Origin of the sequence: Streptomyces rhizoryzae, assembly GCF_023155275.1 — a bacterium.
Classification (GTDB): domain Bacteria; phylum Actinomycetota; class Actinomycetes; order Streptomycetales; family Streptomycetaceae; genus Streptomyces; species Streptomyces rhizoryzae.
Genome location: NZ_JALMUV010000037.1, coordinates 31,057 through 47,746, shown reverse-complemented (window position 1 = coordinate 47,746; position 16,690 = coordinate 31,057). Strand labels below are relative to the sequence as shown.

Here is a 16,690-nt window from a genome sequence, read left to right as displayed (position 1 = left end):
GGGCACGCGGCGCGCGGACCAGCTCGGTGAGCCGGTCCGCGCGCCGTCGCGTTTCCGGGCCGGGGCGGTGGCCGTGGCAGGCTGGCGGTATGGATTCCTTGGTCATTGTCGATGCCGCGAACGTCGTCGGCTCGGTGCCCGACGGCTGGTGGCGGGACCGGCGCGGGGCCGCCGAGCGGCTGCGGGACGGGCTGGTCCGCTACGCCGGCGCCGGGCTGCCCGGGCTGGCCGGGCCGCCGCTGGAGCTGGTCCTGGTGGTGGAGGGCGCGGCGCGCGGGGTGGCGTCGGTCGAGGACGTGCGGGTGGTGGCGGCGGACGGCAGCGGTGACGACCGGATCGTCGCGCTCGTGGCCGAGGAGGGCGCCGGGCGGGACTGCCTGGTGGTCACCGCCGACCGCGGTCTGCGCGAGCGCGTCCAGGCCCTGGGCGCCCGCGTGACGGGCCCCCGGACGGTGTGGGGCGGTACGGGGCGGGGCGGGGCGTCCTAGGGCCCGGTCACCGCCCTCCCGCCTGCCGTCCGGCGCCCGGCACGCTTCGGGGCGGGGCCGGAAGGAGGGGCTACGGCCGGCCGGCGGCCGGGTCCGGGCGGTGTGCCCGCTGCCGGACGGCGAGCCGGCTGTGGCGGCGCCCGTAGGCGGCGTAGAGCAGGACCCCGGCCGCCATCCAGATCGCGAAGCGGATCCACGTCTCGGCGGGCAGGTTGAGCATCAGCCAGAGCGAGGCGAGCACCGACAGCAGCGGGACGTACGGCACCCCCGGGGTGCGGAAGGCGCGCGGCAGATCGGGCCGGGAGCGGCGCAGCAGCACCACGCCCACGGCGACCACCACGAACGCGAACAGCGTGCCGATGTTGACGAGTTCGGCCAGCACGTCGATGGAGGTGAAGCCGGAGACCACCGCGACGACGGCGCCCAGCACCAGGGTCGAGCGGTGCGGGGTGCCGAACTTCGGGTGCACGCGGGAGAAGAGCTGCGGCAGCAGCCCGTCCCGGCTCATCGCGAAGAACACCCGGCTCTGGCCGAGCAGCAGGATCATGCACACCGAGGTCAGGCCGACCGCCGCGCCGAAGCTGATCAGGCCCGCGAAGAACGGGTACCCCACGTGCTTGAAGGCGTCGGCCAGCGGGGCGTCGACGGACAGCGTGTCGTACTTCTCCATGCCGGTGACGACCACCGACACCGCGACGTAGAGCAGGGTGCAGATGGCCAGCGAGCCGAGGATGCCGCGCGGTACGTCGCGCTGCGGATTGCGGGTCTCCTCGGCCGCGGTCGCCACGATGTCGAAGCCGATGAAGGCGAAGAAGACCACCGCGGCGGCGGCGAAGATGCCCATCAGCCCGAAGTGCGACGGGGTGAAGCCGAACATCAGCTGGGAGAGCGGCGCGGTCAGTCCGCCGCCGCCCGCACTGGGCCGGCTCGGCGGGATGAACGGCCGGTAGTTCGCGCCGGAGACGAAGAACGCGCCGGCGATGATCACCAGCAGCACCACGGTCACCTTGACGCCGACGACCACCGACGTCACCCGGGAGGAGAGCTTCATCCCGAGCACCAGGATGCCGGTGATCACCAGCACCAGGACGCAGGCGAGCAGGTCGAAGCCGAACCGCCCGCCGTGGCTGCCGGACAGCTCCGGCGGCAGGTGCAGGCCCCCGGTGTCCAGCAGCGAGCGCACGTAGCCGGACCAGCCGACGGAGACCACCGCGCAGCCCAGGGCCAGTTCCAGGATCAGGTCCCAGCCGATGATCCAGGCCGGCAGCTCGCCCAGCGACGCGTACGCGAAGGTGTAGGCGGAGCCGGCGACCGGGACGGTGGAGGCGAACTCCGCGTAGCACAGCGCCGCCAGCGCGCAGACCACGCCGGCGACGACGAAGGAGATCGCGACGGCCGGGCCCGCCTGTTCCTTGGCGATCTTCCCGGTGAGGACGAAGATGCCGGTGCCGATGACCACACCGACGCCGAACACCGTCAGGTCGAGCGCCGAGAGGGACTTCCGGAGGGCGTGCTCGGGCTCCTCGGTGTCCCGCAGCGACTGCTCGATGGTCTTGGTCCGCAGCACCCCGCGGTCGCGGCGCGTCCCGGGCGGCCCGGGTGCCGGTCCGTGTCCGTGCGGTCCGTGCTCTGTGCTCATGGGCGAACCTCCGCCTGGATGACCCTCGCAAATCTCCTGAACTGACCGAGTCTCCGCAATGTCGGGATACGGCCGAGTTCGGCGGGAGCGGTGCGGTCCGGGTCAGTCGCGGGCGGCCTCGGCGGGCGCGGCCGTCCGCGTACCGCCGACGGACTCGGGGGCGTCCGCGGCCCCGTCGCCGGCGGCGCTGCCGGTGTCCTCGTCGCGGTTGTCCATCTTGGCGACCAGGCCGGTCACCTGGCGGGCGATGTCCGGCGCGGTCAGGCCGATCTCCGCCATGACCTCCTTGCGGGAGGCGTGGTCCAGGAACCGCTCGGGGATGCCGAAGTCGCGCAGCGGCATGTCCACCCCGGCGTCGCGGAGCGCCTGGGCGATGGCCGAACCGACGCCGCCGGTGCGGATGTTGTCCTCGACGGTGACCACCACGCGGTGCCTGGCGGCCAGGCCCGGCAGCTCCTCGTCGACCGGCTTGACCCAGCGGGGGTCCACGACGGTGGTGGAGATGCCCTGCTTGTCGAGGAGGGCGGCGATCTCCAGGCACATCGGGGCGAGCGCGCCGACGGACACCAGCAGGACGTCGGGCCGCCCGGTGGTGCCGGGCTCGCGCAGCACGTCCATGCCGCCGACCCGGCCGACCGCCTCGACGGCCGGGCCGACCGCGCCCTTGGAGTAGCGCACCACGGTCGGCGCGTCGTCGACCTCGACGGCCTCCCGCAGCTGGGCGCGCACCTGGTCGGCGTCGCGCGGCGCGGCCAGCCGCAGACCGGGGACGACCTGGAGGATCGACATGTCCCACATGCCGTTGTGGGAGGCGCCGTCGGTGCCGGTGACCCCGGCCCGGTCCAGGACGAAGGTGACCCCGCAGCGGTGCAGCGCCACGTCCATCAGCACCTGGTCGAAGGCGCGGTTGAGGAAGGTGGCGTAGACCGCGAAGACCGGGTGGAGGCCGGCGGTGGCCATCCCGGCCGCGGAGACCGCGGCGTGCTGCTCGGCGATGCCGACGTCGTAGACCCGGTCCGGGAACTCCTTGGCGAACTTCTCCAGGCCGACCGGCTGGAGCATGGCCGCGGTGATGGCGACGATGTCCTCGCGCTCCTTGCCGAGCGCGACCATCTCGTCGCCGAAGACGCCGGTCCAGTCCTTGCCGCCGGAGGAGCGCGGCAGGCCGGTGTCCGGGTGGATCGGGCCGATGCCGTGGAAGCGGTCGGCCTCGTCCTGCTCGGCGGGCTTGTAGCCGCGGCCCTTCTCGGTGAGGCAGTGGACGATCACCGGGCCGCCGAACCGCTTGGCGCGGGTCAGCGCGGACTCCAGCGCCTCGATGTCGTGGCCGTCGATCGGGCCGACGTACTTCAGGCCCAGGTCCTCGAACATGCCCTGCGGGGCGATGAAGTCCTTCAGGCCCTTCTTGGCGCCGTGCAGGGTCTCGTAGAGCGGCTTCCCGACGACCGGGGTGCGCTCCAGGATGTCCTTGCCGCGGGCCAGGAAGCGCTCGTAGCCGTCGGTGGTGCGGAGCGTGGCGAGGTGGTTGGCCAGGCCGCCGATGGTCGGGGCGTAGGAGCGCTCGTTGTCGTTGACGACGATGACCAGCGGGCGGTCCTTGGCCGCGGCGATGTTGTTGAGCGCCTCCCAGGCCATACCGCCGGTGAGCGCGCCGTCACCGATGACCGCCACCACCCGGTCGTCGACGCCGCGGACCTCGTGGGCCTTGGCGATGCCCTCGGCCCAGCCCAGGACCGTGGAGGCGTGGCTGTTCTCGATGATGTCGTGCGCGGATTCGGCGCGGGAGGGGTAGCCGGAGAGGCCGCCCTTGGCCTTGAGCCGGGAGAAGTCCTGGCGGCCGGTCAGCAGCTTGTGGACGTAGGACTGGTGCCCCGTGTCCCACAGGACCTTGTCCTTGGGGGAGTGGAAGACGCGGTGCAGGGCGATGGTCAGTTCGACGACGCCGAGGTTCGGGCCGAGGTGTCCGCCGGTCTTGGAGACCGCGTCGACCAGGAAGCCCCGGATCTCCCCCGCCAGCTGCGTGAGCTGCTCGGGCGAGAGCCGGTCCAGGTCGCGCGGCCCCTTGATACGGGTCAGCAATGCCACCCCATGCCTCCTTGCTGCCGTAGGTCGAGCTTGCCGATCAGATGAGTCTAATGTCGCGTCCGCCGCCGGCGCGGCCGGGCCTCGCGATGTGTGTCACTCGGGTGAAACCGGCCCCGGAGCCGGGTTTCCGCCTGTCACGGCGGCCTTCCGGGCACGGCGCGGCCCCCGCCGGGAGCCGCCCGGCGGGGGCCGTTCCCCGGGCGTTTCCCGGAGACTGTTGCCGTCCTATGACACGGCGGGGGCGGCGCGCCGCCCGGCCGGCCCGCGGTCAGGTGCGCCAGGAGCGCCGCCGCGGACGACCGACGAACCCGCGGTCAGGTGCGCCAGGAGCGCCGCCGCGGACGACCGACAAACCCGCGGTCAGGTGCGCCCCGCGGTCTTCTGGGTCCGCCGGGACACCGAGTCGATGACCACGGCGGCGAGCAGGACCGCGCCGGTGATCATGTACTGGATCTCGCTGGCCATGCCGAGCAGGTTCAGGCCCTGCTGGATCGACTGGATGACCAGCATGCCCAGCAGCGCGGACCAGATCTTGCCGCGGCCGCCGAAGAGGCTGGTGCCGCCGATGACCGCCGCCGCGATCACGTTCATCAGGGTGTTGCCGGAGCCGAGGTTCTTGGTCGCGCCGCCGGAGAGACTGGCGATGAACAGGCCGCCGAAGGCGGCGAGCATGCCGGAGATCCCGAAGACCGTGATCCGGACCCGGTCGACGTTGATACCGGCCCGGCGGGCCGCCTCGGCGTTGCCGCCGACCGCGAAGATCCGCCGGCCGTAGCCGGTGCGGCGGACCACGAAGTCGGCGAGCACCAGGACGGCGAGGAAGAGCACCAGGGCGAGCGGCAGCCCGCGGGCGCCGGACGGCTCGTTGAGGACGTAGGCGACGGCGAAGGCGATCACCGCGACCGCACCGGTGCGCAGCGCGATCTCGCCGAGCGGCCGGAACGGCAGGGCGGCGGCCCGGCGCCGCCGGGTGTCCAGCAGCAGCGAGCCCGCGTAGGCCAGGACCGCGACCAGCGCCAGGCCGTAGGCCCACGCCTTGTCCTCGAAGTAGTAGCCGGTGAGGTCCTCCACCACGCTGCCGCTGGGCGTGTTGATGGAGCCCTCCTTGCCCATCAGCCAGATCTGGAGGCCGCTCCAGCCCAGGAAGCCGGCGAGGGTGACGACGAAGGCGGGCACCCCGATCCGGGCGAAGAAGAAGCCGTGCAGGAGGCCGATGACGCCGCCGGCGGCCACCGCGATCAGCACCGCGAGCCAGTCGTCGACCCCGTGGGTGACGCTGAGCACCGCCCAGACCGCCGCGCCGACGCCCGCCACCGAGCCGACCGAGAGGTCGATCTCGCCGAGCAGCAGGACGAAGACGATGCCGACGGCCATGATCCCCATGCCGGAGGTGTAGACCCCGATGTTGGTGAGGCTGTCGGCGGAGAGGAAGTGGCGGTTCTTGAACTGGAAGACGACGGCGATGACGAGCAGGCCGACGATGACCGGGACGGAGCCCAGCTCGCCGCCGCGGATCCGGCGGGCGAACTCCTCCAGGTAGCCGGCGAATCCTTTCTCCCTGACCAGCAGGCGGGGGTCGGTGGCGGCCGGGGCGGGGGCCGGGGCCGGGGGCGCGGTCCCGGTGGTCTGCTGCTCGCTCATGCCCTGGCCTCCTTCGCCGGCCGGCCGGTGCGCCGGCCGGTGCGGGCCGTGCGCCGGGTGACAGCGTTGTCCGACGCGCCGGTGATGGCGGCGACGATCTCCTCGTGGGTGGTGTCCGCGACGTCGAAGACCCCGTTGTTGCGGCCCAGCCGCAGCACCGCGACCCGGTCCGCGACGGCCAGTACATCGGCCATGTTGTGGCTGATCAGGACGACCGCGAGGTCGCGCTCGCGGAGCCGTTCCACCAGGTCGAGGACCTGGGCGGTCTGCTCGACGCCGAGCGCGGCGGTCGGTTCGTCGAGGATGACGACCTTCGGGTCGCCGATCAGCGCGCGGGCGATGGCGACGACCTGCCGCTGGCCGCCGGAGAGCGCGGCGACCGGGATCCGGACGCTGGGGATGCGGATGGACAGGGTGTCCAGCAGCTCCTTGGCCCGCTTCTCCATGGCGATCTCGTCGAGGACGCCGGCGGTGCGCAGCTCGCTGCCGAGGTAGAGGTTGGCGACCACGTCGAGGTTGTCGCAGAGCGCGAGGTCCTGGTAGACGGTGGCGACGCCGAGCGCCTGGGCGTCGTGCGGCTTGCCGATGCGGACCGGCGCGCCCTGCCATTCGATCGCCCCGTCGTCGACCGGGTGGACGCCCGAGACGGTCTTGACCAGGGTGGACTTTCCGGCGCCGTTGTCGCCGACCAGGGCGACCACCTCACCGGCGCGGATCTCCAGCGTGACGTCGGTGAGCGCCTGCACGGCGCCGAACCGCTTGGAGACGCCGCGCAACGCCAGCACGGGCGGAGCGGACACGTGAATCATCTCCTTCGCCGCCGCCGCTGCGGCGGGAATGGTGGTGCGGGGGGTGTGCGGCCCCCGGCGCGGCGGCCGGCCGGGCCGGGGGCGGGGAGGGCGGCCGGGCCGCCGTGCTACTTGATGCCCGCCGCCGCGCAGGCCGCCTTCGTGTCGCCGGTGCAGAGCTGGCTCGCCCGGTAGACCTTGTCCTTGAGGATCGTGGCGGCGATGTTGTCCTTGGTCACGACCCGGGCGTCGTACAGCTTGGCGGGGATGCCCTTGACCTCGCCGCTGAGGCTGTCGACCCTGGCCGGCGCGAGCGCGTCGATCTGCCGGCCCTTGAGCAGCCGGACCGCGATCTCCGCGGTGGTGTCGGCCTGCGGCTGGATCTGCTTGTAGATGGTGAACGCCTGGTCGCCCCGCAGGACCCGCTGGAGGCCGGCCAGCTCGGAGTCCTGGCCGCCGACCGGGACCTTGATGCCCTGCTGGCGGAGCGCGGTGATGATGCCGCCGGCCATGCCGTCGTTGGCCGAGTAGACGCCCTGGAAGCCGTCCTTGCCGAGCGCGTCGATGGCGGCGCTCATCTTCTTGTTCGCCTCGTCCGAGGACCAGTCGGGGATGTCCTGCTCGTAGACGACCTTCTTGACCTGCTTGTCGAGGACGCTGTGGGCGCCCTTCTTGAAGAACGGCGCGTTGGCGTCGGTCGGCGAGCCGTTGATCATGACGACATTGCTGTCCGCGGCGCGGTCGCCCAGCGCCTTGACCAGCGCCTCGCCCTGGAGGCGGCCGATCTTCTCGTTGTCGTAGGAGACGTAGGCGGAGATCTCGCCCTCGGCCAGGCGGTCGTAGGCGATGACCTTGACGCCCTGCTTGGCGGCGCGGTTCACCCACGACCGGGTGGCCTTGTAGTCGACCGGGTCCAGGATGATCACCTTGACGCCCTGGGTGATCAGCGCGTCGAACTGCTTCTTCTGGTTCTGGGTGTCCTGGTCGGCGTTGTTGTACTTGACCTCGCAGTCGGGGCAGAGCGCCTGGATCTTCTTGGTGATCAGCGGGCGGTCGAAGGTCTCGTAGCGGGTGGTCTTGTTCTCGGGCAGCAGCAGGCCGATGGTCCTCCCGTCGCCGCCGCCCTTACCGCCGTCGCCCGCCTTGCCGCAGGCGGCCACGGAAAGGGCCATCGAGACGGCGGCGGTGGCTATGACGACACGGCGCGTCCACACATGCGTGCGCTCGTTCATGCGGTGCCTCCCTGACATGGCCGCGTCGTTGCGGCCGAGGTGGCTGGAAGTCAACTCGGCCGCCCCGCGATGGTCAAGGAGTAAATTCTTAACGAGATGACAACGGTGCCATGCGTTATAGGTGTGAACGGAAGCCCGTCACACCATGGCGGAGGCGGCCGCGTCCGGGGCCGTGTCGAGCAGCGAGGAATCGCCCATCTCGCTCAGCACCAGGGCCAGGGCGCCCAGCACTTCTGCCCGGCCGCCGAGCGTGCCGGGGACGATGCTCAGCTGGCGGGCGGCGCTGGGGATCGCGTACCGCGACACCGACTCCCGGATCGGGGCGAGGACCAGCTCGCCGGCCTCCGCGAGGTCGCCGCCGAGCACCACCCGGCTCGGGTTGAGCAGGTTGCAGAGGTTCGCCACCCCGCTGCCGATGTGCCGTCCCACGTCCGCGATGACCCGGCGGCAGCCCGGATCGCCGTCCCGGGCCAACTGGACCACCCGCGCCATGGTCAGGCCGGGGCCGTGGCTGGGCTGGAGCAGCGGGAGGACGTAGCGGGCGGCGGTGAAGGTCTCCAGGCAGCCGCGGTTGCCGCAGCGGCAGACCGGGCCGGACTCGTCGAGCGTGATGTGCCCGATCTCACCGGCGGTGCCGCCCGGTCCGCGGTAGATCTGGCCGCTGATCACCAGGCCGGCGCCGACGCCGCTGGCCACCTTGATGTAGGCCAGGTCCGCCGCGCCGCGGCCGCCGCCCCAGACCAGCTCGCCGAGCGCGCCGAGGTTGGCGTCGTTGTCGACGTGGACCGGGACGCCGAGCCGCCCGGACAGCTCCTCGCCGGGCTTGGTCCCGGCCCAGCCCGGCAGGATCGCGGTCGAGCCGAGGGTGCCGGACTTGACGTCGATGGGGCCGGGGACGCCCAGGCCGACGCCGATGACCTTGCCCGGGCCGACGCCGGTCCGCTCGATCAGCCGGCTGACCAGCTGCTCGGCCCGGTCGAAGCCCTCGGCCGCGGAGGCGTCCACGTCGATCGGCTCGGCCTCCTCGGCGAGCACCTCGTGCGCGAGATTGCCGACCGCCACCCGCAGGTGGGAATGGCCGAAATCGACGCCCACCACGATGCCGGCGTCCCCGGACAGCGAGACGCTGCGCGCCCGGCGGCCGCCCGCCGAGGTGGGCGTCACCTGCACCGTGCCGCCGTCCTTCAACTCACGAACGATGTTGGAGACGGTGGCCGCGGACAGCCCCGTGCTCCGGGCGATCTCCGCCTGGGTGAGCGAGCCCGCCATGCGCACCGCCCGGACGACCCGCTCCAGATTGGCCCGGTGCAGCGAGGACTGCGACCCCGGAGTCTCCATCGACTCATCCACTCCCGCCTGCGGGCGGGCAGTGCGACGACTGCCCGCCGGCCGCACCCGCGTCGTCGAGGGGCGGCTACGAATTCAACATGTGAACTCTAAGCAGAACTCCGGCGGGGAAGTCCCGTCAAGGCGTTGACCACCGGGCGGACCGGGGCCGGGACCGGGGCGCGCGCCGGGGCGGCCCGGCCGGGCAGGAGCCGCCCCGCGGGCGCTACTTGAGCGCCCCGGCGGTCAGTCCGGCCTGCACCTGCCGCTGGAAGATCACGTAGACCAGCAGCACCGGCAGCATCGCAATCATCATGCCCGCCATCAGCCCGCCCCAGTCGCCCTGGTAGCCCTGCTGGAGCGCGAGGTTGGCCAGGCCCTGGGTGAGGACGTACTTGTCCTCGTCCTGGTTGAGCACCATCGGCAGCAGGTACTGGTTCCACTGCCCCAGGAAGTTGAAGATCCCCACGCTGATCAGGCCCGGTTTGGCCATCGGCAGCATGACCTGGAAGAACGTCCGGGCGTGCGAGGCCCCGTCGATCATCGCGGCCTCCGCCACCGAGGTCGGCAGGGTGCGGAAGAAGGCGGTCATGAAGAAGACCGTGAACGGCAGCGAGTAGGCGATGTAGACCGCGATCAGGCCCTGGTACGTCGCCAGCAGCGGGATCCCGGGGAAGTCCCGCAGGACGAAGAACAGCGGGATCACCAGCATGAAGACCGGGAAGGACATCCCGGCGACGAAGAGGTAGTAGATGACGCGGTTGCCGGGGAAGTCGAAGCGGGCCAGGACGTAGCCGGCCATGGAGCCCAGCACCATCGTCCCGGTGAGCGAACCGCCCACCACGATGAGGGTGTTGAGGAACATCTTGCCGATGTTGGCCTTCTCCCAGGCGTTGGCCCAGTTCTCCCCGTGCAGCTTGCCGGGCAGCGACCACGGGGTGGTGAGGATGTCGCCGCTGCTCTTGAAGGAGCTCCACAGCACCCACAGCAGCGGGAGCCCCACCATCAGCGCCCAGACGAAGAGGATGCCGTGCGAGAAGACGTTGAGGGTGCCGCCCGCGTGGGTGCGGCGCGGCCGGGCCGCGGTGGTCTTGGTCGTCGTCATGCGCCCTGCCCCTAGAACTCGATCCGCTCACGGCGCGCGAAGCGCATCGTGAGGACGGCGAACAGCAGCGTGACGACGAGCATCGCCACGCCCATCGCCGCCGCGTACCCGAACTGGCTGTCGCGGAAGGCGGTGAGGTAGAGGCGGAGCGGAACGACGTCGGTCGCGCCGTCCGGACCGCCCATGTTGACCGACATGATCTGGACCAGCGCGAAGGCGTCCATCGCGATGATGCCCATGTAGACCCAGCCCGTCTGCACGGTGTCCCACAGCAGCGGCAGGGTGATCCGGAAGAAGGTGTGCGAGCGGCCGGCGCCGTCCAGCAGCGCGGCCTCGTAGATCTCCCGGGGTATGGAGGCCATGGCGGCGGAGAACAGCACCACGTAGAAGCCGACATTGGCCCACACCATCACCACCATGATGCAGGCCAGCGCGAGCCGCCCCTCCCCCAGCCAGGCGCTCTGGAGGGAATCCAGGCCGAAGGCGCCGAGCAGCGAGTTGAGCATGCCGTCGTGCGGATCGGGATTGTAGATGTTGAACCAGATCACCGAGATGATGGTGATCGAGATGACCTGCGGGAAGAAATAGACGAATTTGTAGAACGCCGCGCCGCGGACGCCGGTGACGACCGCGCCGCGCCGGGCCCGGCCGCCCACGTTCAGCATGAACGCGAAGAACAGCCCGAGGGCCAGGGTCGCGATCGGCACCAGCACCAGCATGATGACGTTGTGGCCGAGTGCGTTCCAGAATTCGTCGCTGTGCAGCAGTTTTCCGTAGTTGGCCAGCCCGACGCCCTTGGCGGTGCCGCGCAGACCGCTCCATTCCGTGGTGGAAATCTGGAACGCCTGGACGAACGGCGAGATCACGAAGATCCCGTAGAGCAGCAGAGGCAGGGCCAGGAACCCCACGATGAATCGGTACTTGCCGTGGCGCATGGCTCCCCGGCCCTCCCTCGTCAGCGGTGGAACGTGGCCGGACTCCCGGCCGGGAATCCGGTCAGGAAGCGCGGTGGAACTTGGTGACCGAATCGTCCTTGGCGACCTCGTCCGCGTACTGCTGGGCCTTCTTGATCCAGTCGGCGGCCTTCAGTTCACCGGTGAGCAGCTGGCTGGTCAGACCGCCCAGCTTTTCGTCGGTCAGCTTCGGGTACCACTCCTGAAGCTGGATCATCAGGAGGTTCTTCCCGCCGGCCTTGACGGCCTGGGCGGCGGATGCCAGGCCGGGCGAGAGCTGCATTCCGTCGGTGGCGCCCTGGACGGCGGTGAGCGACTTGACCTTGGTGGCGAAATTCTGCGCGTGCTTCCTGGAGGCCATAATGCGCAGGAGTTCCATTCCGCCGAGCGGATTCTTGCCGCCCTTGGCGACGATGAACGGCTCACTGGGTTCGGCGCGCAGGGTGCCGTGCGGCATGCGGTCGCCGCTGCCGCCGTCGAAGAGCGGGCCGACGGCCATGCCGAAGTCGGCCGGGGTGGTGGGCGCGGCCTCGTTCTCCACCCAGGAGCCGTTGGGGATGAAGACCGCCTTGCCGCGGGTCCAGGCGGTCTGCGACTGAATGTGCGTAAGGCCCTGGCTGCCGGCCAGGAAATACCCCTTGGCGGCCAGTTCCTCGTAGAAGCCGACGACCTGCTTGACCGCGTCGTTGCCGGTCCAGGCGTTCGGTTCGAGGTTGTCGATGGCGATCCACTTGTCCAGACCGCCGATCTTGGCGATCTGCGCGAACAAGTTGAAGTGGACGTAGTAGGGGTATTTCCCGGGGTACGTCCAGGGCGCGAGCCCGGCCTTCTTGATCTCCGCGCAGAGCGAGAGCATCTCGTCGAACGAGGTGGGATAGGTCCAGCCCCGGTCCTTCAGGAGCTTGCCGGAATACCACGTGCCGTAGACGGTGAAGGCGTAGTAGAAGACGTCGAAGGCGTCCTTGTGCTTGCCCTTTTCGATGGTGCTGGGGTAGAGCGTGTCCCGGACCTTCTTCTTCGGGTCGTCCAGCGAGGGGGCGTCGAGCAGTGCGGCGAGGTCCTGCAACTGGCCCTGCGCGGACAGCTTGTTCATGTCCAGGTGGTCGGCGCCGGAGTTGTCGATCAGATCGGGCGGATTTCCGCCGGCGAAGCGCGGCTGGAGTTTCGGCCCGATCTGCTGGGTGCCGGTGTGCTTGACCGTGGTGCCGTAGGCCTTGTCGTAGTCCGCCTCGGCGTCCTTGGCGTACTGGTCGCCCAGGCCGCCCTTGAAGATGAACGCCTCCAGCGGCGCGCCCTTCTTCACCCCGAGCGGATTCTGCGCGGAGGTCGCGCCCTTGTTCTCGGTGCCGCCGCCGTCGGAACCGCCCCCGCCGCCGGTGGCGCAGGACGTCAGGGCGCCGACGGCCGGTACGGAGAGAATTCCCAGGGCCGCCGCCCGCTTGACCAGATCGCGGCGGCCTACTTCTGAGGTGGATCCCATGCTCAAGTCCTCGCCTTCTTCAGGACTCAGGCGGTGTACCGGAGCCACCCCGGCACCGCGGGTCAGATGAAGCTGAGTGGTACGGGATGTGCACCGGGCGAGCCAGGGAAAGGCGAGGATTGGAAGCCCGCCACGCTTTTCCCCCCGGATTCCGGCCAGGCGTGCGTACGGCCGGTTTCGGTCGCCGATAGGTATAGTCCACTTCCGGCCGAACGGGCAAGATCGGGTACCGGGTTGGCCGGGAGTCTTTCCCTAGTTGAGACCTCGCCGGTATGCGCCGCGCACGCCTCCTGCGCGGCGCGCGGCCAGGGGCGCGGCGCCGCCCGCCGCCGGGCGGTGCGACACGGCCGGTTCCGGGCGCCGCCGGACCCTTGACACCGGTGCCGCCGGGCACCTTACTTGTCTCTGCACCACGCAACTGACAACGATGTCAACTCCGTTGAGAGGGCTCGCGTGCGGCACAGACACCGGCACACGCACCGGCACGGGAACCGGCACCGTCCACGGCACGGATTCGCCCGCCCCGCCGCCCTCGCGGCGGCCGCCCTGCTCGTCCTCACCGCCCCCGGCGCCGCCCGGGCCGCCCCGCCGCCCCCGGCCGGCGCGGCGGGGTTCCACACCTCCTTCGAGGCCGGCGAGCCCGCGCCGGACTGGACCGACACCGCCGAGACCGGCCCGGACGGCCGCCCCCGGACCTCCGGCGTCTCCCCCGCGACCGCCCCCGGCGCGCCGGGGATGAGCACCGGGACCGGCACCGGACCGGACTCCTCCCCCACCGCCAAGGCGCACGCCGGCTTCACCGGCACCCACGCGCTGCGCTACGCCGGCACCCACACCGCGGCCGGCCGGGCGTACGCGTACAACAAGCTCTTCGCGGTGCGGATCCCCGTCACCCCGGCGACCACGCTCTCCTACAAGGTCTTCCCGGAGCTGGCGGAGACCGACCTCGACTACCCGGCGACCCATGTCGCGGTGGACCTGGCGTTCACCGACGGGACGTACCTGAGCGACCTGGGCGCCCGCGACACGAACGGAGCCCCGCTGACCCCGCAGGGCCAGGCCGCCGCCAGGACCCTGTACGCCAACCAGTGGAACGCGCGGGAGTCCCGGATCGGCGCGGTCGCCGCCGGCAAGACCATCGCCCGGATCCTGCTCGGCTACGACGCGCCCCGGGCGCCGCGCACCGCGCCCGCCTTCCGCGGCTGGCTCGACGACCTGGCCATCGGCCCGCGGGCCCCGGAGAAACCGCTCGCGCACCTCTCCGACTACGCGGTCACCACCCGCGGCACGCTGTCCAGCGGCAGCTTCTCGCGCGGGAACACCTTCCCCGCCACCGCGGTCCCCAACGGCTTCACCTTCTGGACGCCGGTCACCGACGCCGGGTCCGCGGACTGGCTCTACGCGTACGCGCGGCGCAACAACGCCGACAACCTCCCCACCCTCCAGGCGTTCAGCGCCAGTCACGAGCCGAGCCCGTGGATGGGCGACCGGCAGACCTTCCAGGTGATGCCGTCGGTGGCGGCCGGCACCCCGGACGCCTCGCGGACCGGGCGCGCGCTGCCGTTCCACCACACGCGCGAGTCGGCGCGGCCGTACCGGTACGGCGTCACCTTCGACAACGGCCTGCGGGCCGAGATCGCGCCGTCCGACCACGCCGCGATGATGCGCTTCACCTTCCCCGGTGCGGACGCCAACCTGCTCTTCGACAACGTCAACGACAAGGGCGGCCTCGACCTGGACCCGGAGCGCGGGGTGATCACCGGCTACTCCGACGTCCGCAGCGGCCTGTCGGCCGGCGCCACCCGGCTGTTCGTCTACGGGGAGGTGGACGCGCCGGTCACCGCGAGCGGCCGGCTCGGCGGGGGCGGCGGTCCGCACGTCACCGGTTATCTGAAGCTGCGGCCGGGCGCGGACCGCACCGTGACGCTGCGGCTGGCGACCTCGCTGATCGGGGTGGCGCAGGCCCGGGCCAACCTCGCCCGGGAGATCCCCGGTGGCACGTCCTTCGCCACGGTCTCGGACCGGGCCCGCGCCCAGTGGGACGCCCTGCTGGGCCGCGTCGAGGTGCAGGGCGCCACCCGCGACCAGCTGACCACCCTGTACTCCAACCTCTACCGGCTCTACCTCTATCCCAACTCCGGTTCCGAGCAGGTCGGTTCGCGCCTGCGGTACGCCAGCCCGTTCGCCCCGCCCACCGGGCCGGACACCCCCGCGCACACCGGCGCGAAGATCGTCGACGGCGCGGTGTACGTCAACAACGGCTTCTGGGACACCTACCGCACCGCCTGGCCCGCCTACTCCCTGCTCACCCCCGGCCGGGCCGGGCGGCTGGCGGACGGGTTCGTCCAGCAGTACCGGGACGGCGGCTGGATCTCCCGCTGGTCCTCACCCGGCTACGCGGACCTGATGACCGGGACCAGCTCCGACGTGGCGTTCGCCGACGCCTATGTCAAGGGCGTCCGCTTCGACGCCGCGGCGGCCTACGAGGCGGCGGTGAAGAACGCCACGGTCGCCTCGCCGTCCCCCGGTGTCGGCCGCAAGGGCATGGCGACCTCGCCGTTCCTCGGCTACACCACCACCGACACCCGCGAGGGCGCCTCCTGGGCGCTGGAGGGCTACCTCAACGACTTCGGCATCGCCCGGATGGGACAGGCCCTCCACGCGAGGACCGGCGATCCGCGCTACCGGGAGGAGGCGGCGTACTTCCTGGGCCGGGCCCAGAACTACGTGCGGCTCTTCGACGCACGCGTCGGCTTCTTCCAGGGCCGGGACGCCGCCGGTGGCTGGCGGCTGCCGCCGGACCGCTTCGACCCCCGGGTGTGGGGTTACGACTACACCGAGACCAACGCCTGGACCTTCGCCTTCGCCGCCCCGCAGGACACCCGCGGGCTGGCCGCCCTCCACGGCGGCCGGGCCGGGCTGGCGAAGAAGCTGGACGCCTACTTCGGCACCCCGGAGACCGCGGAGAAGCGGTTCGCCGGCTCCTACGGCGGCGTGATCCACGAGATGACCGAGGCCCGCGACGTCCGGATGGGGATGTACGGGCACAGCAACCAGCCCGCGCACCACATCGCCTACCTCTACGACGCGGCCGGGCAGCCGTACAAGACGCAGGCCGCGGTGCGCGAGGTGCTGTCCCGGCTCTATCTGGGCAGCGAGATCGGCCAGGGGTACCCGGGCGACGAGGACAACGGCGAGATGTCCGCGTGGTACGTCTTCAGCGCCCTGGGCTTCTATCCGCTGGTGCTGGGGCAGGGCGAGTACGCGGTGGGTTCGCCGCTGTTCACCCGGGCCACCGTCCATCTGGAGAACGGCCGGGACCTGGTCGTCAGCGCGCCGGGCAACAGCGCCCGGAACGTCTACGTCCAGGGCCTGCGGGTGAACGGGAAGCCGTGGCGCACGACCGCGTTGCCGCACGCGCTGCTGGCCCGCGGCGGGACCCTGGAGTTCACCATGGGGCCGCGCCCCTCCGCCTGGGGCACCGGCCCGGACGCCGGGCCGTCCTCGATCGCCCGGGACGACCGGGTGCCGGCGCCGCCGCGGGACGCCACGACGCCGTCCGGGCCGCTGTTCGACAACACCTCGGCGACCGCCGGGGAGTTCACCTCGGTCGAGCTGCCGGTGGCCGGACCGGTCCGGGCGGCGCAGTACACGCTCACCTCCGCGGACCGCGCGCGGGCGCCGGACAGCTGGGTGTTGGAAGGATCACAGGAAGGAATAAGTTGGACGGAACTGGACAGGAGAACGAGCCAGTCCTTCGCCTGGGACCGGCAGACGCGGGTCTTCTCGATCGGTTCGCCGGGTTCGTTCCGGCATTACCGATTGGTCTCCCCGCAAAAGGTTGTACTGGCGGAGGTAGAGCTTCTGGCGGTGCCGCAAAGGTAGTTGACAGGTGAAGAAGTCGTGACAGGATCCTGACCTCCGGAGTACCGCGGCGCGCCCCACCGGGGCGC

The 16,690-nt window shown here is 71.4% G+C and carries 11 protein-coding genes; 2 read left to right on the top strand and 9 right to left on the bottom strand.

Annotated elements, in window-relative coordinates:
• The first annotated feature begins 89 nt into the window (after window positions 1–89).
• The gene (locus MUU72_RS25610) at window positions 90–488 is read left to right on the top strand and encodes a PIN domain-containing protein (protein ID WP_248015757.1); all 399 of its coding nucleotides are present in this window, start codon (window positions 90–92) and stop codon (window positions 486–488) included.
• A 70-nt stretch (window positions 489–558) separates the two neighbouring features.
• Here MUU72_RS25610 and MUU72_RS25605 read toward each other — a convergent pair whose 3' ends face one another.
• The 9 genes from MUU72_RS25605 to ngcE form a co-directional block, all read right to left on the bottom strand.
• A complete protein-coding gene (locus MUU72_RS25605; RefSeq protein WP_248015756.1) occupies window positions 559–2,127 on the bottom strand; it encodes an amino acid permease in 1,569 nt (522 codons plus the stop codon).
• Between the two features lie 102 nt (window positions 2,128–2,229).
• Window positions 2,230–4,212: a 1-deoxy-D-xylulose-5-phosphate synthase gene (dxs, locus tag MUU72_RS25600; protein ID WP_248015755.1), complete on the bottom strand. Its 1,983-nt coding sequence runs from the start codon at window positions 4,210–4,212 to the stop codon at window positions 2,230–2,232.
• Window positions 4,213–4,572: 360 nt separating this feature from the next.
• Window positions 4,573–5,853 carry a sugar ABC transporter permease gene (locus MUU72_RS25595; protein WP_248015754.1) on the bottom strand — a complete coding sequence of 427 codons (1,281 nt, stop codon included), beginning with the start codon at window positions 5,851–5,853 and terminating at the stop codon, window positions 4,573–4,575.
• The gene (locus MUU72_RS25590; RefSeq protein WP_248015753.1) at window positions 5,850–6,662 is read right to left on the bottom strand and encodes an ATP-binding cassette domain-containing protein; all 813 of its coding nucleotides are present in this window, start codon (window positions 6,660–6,662) and stop codon (window positions 5,850–5,852) included. Before MUU72_RS25590 ends, MUU72_RS25595 begins: the two co-directional genes overlap by 4 nt.
• A 107-nt stretch (window positions 6,663–6,769) precedes the next feature.
• A complete protein-coding gene (locus MUU72_RS25585) occupies window positions 6,770–7,813 on the bottom strand; it encodes a substrate-binding domain-containing protein (protein WP_248015788.1) in 1,044 nt (347 codons plus the stop codon).
• A 198-nt stretch (window positions 7,814–8,011) separates the two neighbouring features.
• The gene (locus tag MUU72_RS25580) at window positions 8,012–9,211 is read right to left on the bottom strand and encodes an ROK family transcriptional regulator (RefSeq protein ID WP_248015752.1); all 1,200 of its coding nucleotides are present in this window, start codon (window positions 9,209–9,211) and stop codon (window positions 8,012–8,014) included.
• 214 nt (window positions 9,212–9,425) lie between these two features.
• The gene (locus MUU72_RS25575; protein WP_248015751.1) at window positions 9,426–10,304 is read right to left on the bottom strand and encodes a carbohydrate ABC transporter permease; all 879 of its coding nucleotides are present in this window, start codon (window positions 10,302–10,304) and stop codon (window positions 9,426–9,428) included.
• 11 nt (window positions 10,305–10,315) lie between these two features.
• Window positions 10,316–11,239 (bottom strand): carbohydrate ABC transporter permease, encoded by a 924-nt coding sequence (locus tag MUU72_RS25570; protein WP_248015750.1) that lies wholly within the window; start codon window positions 11,237–11,239, stop codon window positions 10,316–10,318.
• A gap of 61 nt (window positions 11,240–11,300) precedes the next feature.
• Window positions 11,301–12,737 (bottom strand): N-acetylglucosamine/diacetylchitobiose ABC transporter substrate-binding protein, encoded by a 1,437-nt coding sequence (gene ngcE, locus MUU72_RS25565; protein WP_248015749.1) that lies wholly within the window; start codon window positions 12,735–12,737, stop codon window positions 11,301–11,303.
• Window positions 12,738–13,190: 453 nt separating this feature from the next.
• On the opposite strand from ngcE, the gene MUU72_RS25560 reads away from it, so the two are divergent.
• On the top strand, window positions 13,191–16,622 hold the full coding sequence (locus tag MUU72_RS25560; protein WP_248015748.1) for a GH92 family glycosyl hydrolase: 3,432 nt from the start codon (window positions 13,191–13,193) through the stop codon (window positions 16,620–16,622).
• The last annotated feature ends 68 nt before the right edge of the window (window positions 16,623–16,690 follow it).